We start from the raw sequence: 1,044 nt of genomic DNA, 5'->3' as shown, positions 1-1,044 counted from the left end.
ACCGCGCCGCGCGGCAAGGCCGCGGCCCCGCCGGAGCCCCAGGTCGCCGCAGTCAGCGTCAACCCGATGCCCGACAGGCCCAGCGCCAGCTCGTCCACCGGCTCGTCATTGCCGAAATGCCAGAGCTCGCGGCCGATATCGCGCAGGTCGCCGACGAAGGTCATGTCGGCAGTGAAGGCTCCGGCCAGGCCGGACAGGCCATGGCCCTGCCCGGTCACGGCGCCGGCCACCGCCTGCCGCGCGGCCCGCATCGTGGAGTTGGCCGTCGAGGTTTCATCCGCGTAGCGGGCCTGCCAGTCCGGCTTGACCGGAGTGCCGGTCATCCCGGCCACCTGCAGCCAGACCGCCACCCCGTCGATGTCGTCATCGGCGAAGGCCCGGGCGATGCCGGCATCGATCTGCTCCGGCGAGGTCGCGGCACGCGTCCGGGCGATCAGCGCGGCCTCGACCTCCTGCACCTCCGGCGTGCGCGCCAGCTCGGCCTGGACCAGCTCCGCCAGCGGGCCGGCGGCGCGCAGGGCGAAAAACAGCCCGACCAGCCCCGGCACCGTGACCAGGACGAATTCCAAGACGCGCAGCGGCCGCAATCGCAGCTTCATGGCGGCGGGGCTCCCCTCCGGCGCCGCCCCTATAGCATGCCGAGCGCCACGAGGTACTCGCGGACCAGCTCCGTGGGGTCGCCGGCGCGCATCACCCCGCCCATCACCGCGACCCCGGCGAAACCGGAGGCGATGACGCCCGGCAGCAGATCGGGCCCGACCCCGCCCAGCGCGATCACCCGGCCGGGATGGCGGCCGGCGATGGCGCCGGCTTCTGCCGGAGACAGGGTCGGCTCGTAGCCCGGCTTGCTCGCGGTCGGCGCCAGCGGGCCGAGGGTGACGTAATCGGCCCCGGCAGCGAGGGCGGCATCGACCTCCCCATCCGAATGGCAGGACACCCCGATCAAGGCCGCGGGACCCAGCCGCCGCCGCGCCGCGCCCGGGTCGCCGCCGGCGGCCAGGTGCACCCCGTCGACATCAGCCGCGGAATCGAGGTCGGCATGGA

General features: G+C 74.5%; 2 protein-coding genes. Both read right to left on the bottom strand.

Features of this window, described 5'->3' with window-relative positions:
- Positions 1 to 599: hypothetical protein (locus tag P409_RS35045; RefSeq protein WP_034849631.1), on the bottom strand; the 599-nt coding region annotated here is incomplete at its 3' end.
- Between the two features lie 29 nt (positions 600 to 628).
- Positions 629 to 1,044 (bottom strand): thiamine phosphate synthase (locus P409_RS35040; RefSeq protein WP_161790540.1); only part of this gene is annotated, 416 nt, incomplete at its 5' end.

The sequence above is a fragment of the Inquilinus limosus MP06 genome (assembly GCF_000767795.1).
Taxonomy (GTDB): Bacteria; Pseudomonadota; Alphaproteobacteria; order DSM-16000; family Inquilinaceae; genus Inquilinus; species Inquilinus limosus_E.
This window is presented reverse-complemented; position numbering and strand designations above follow the sequence as displayed.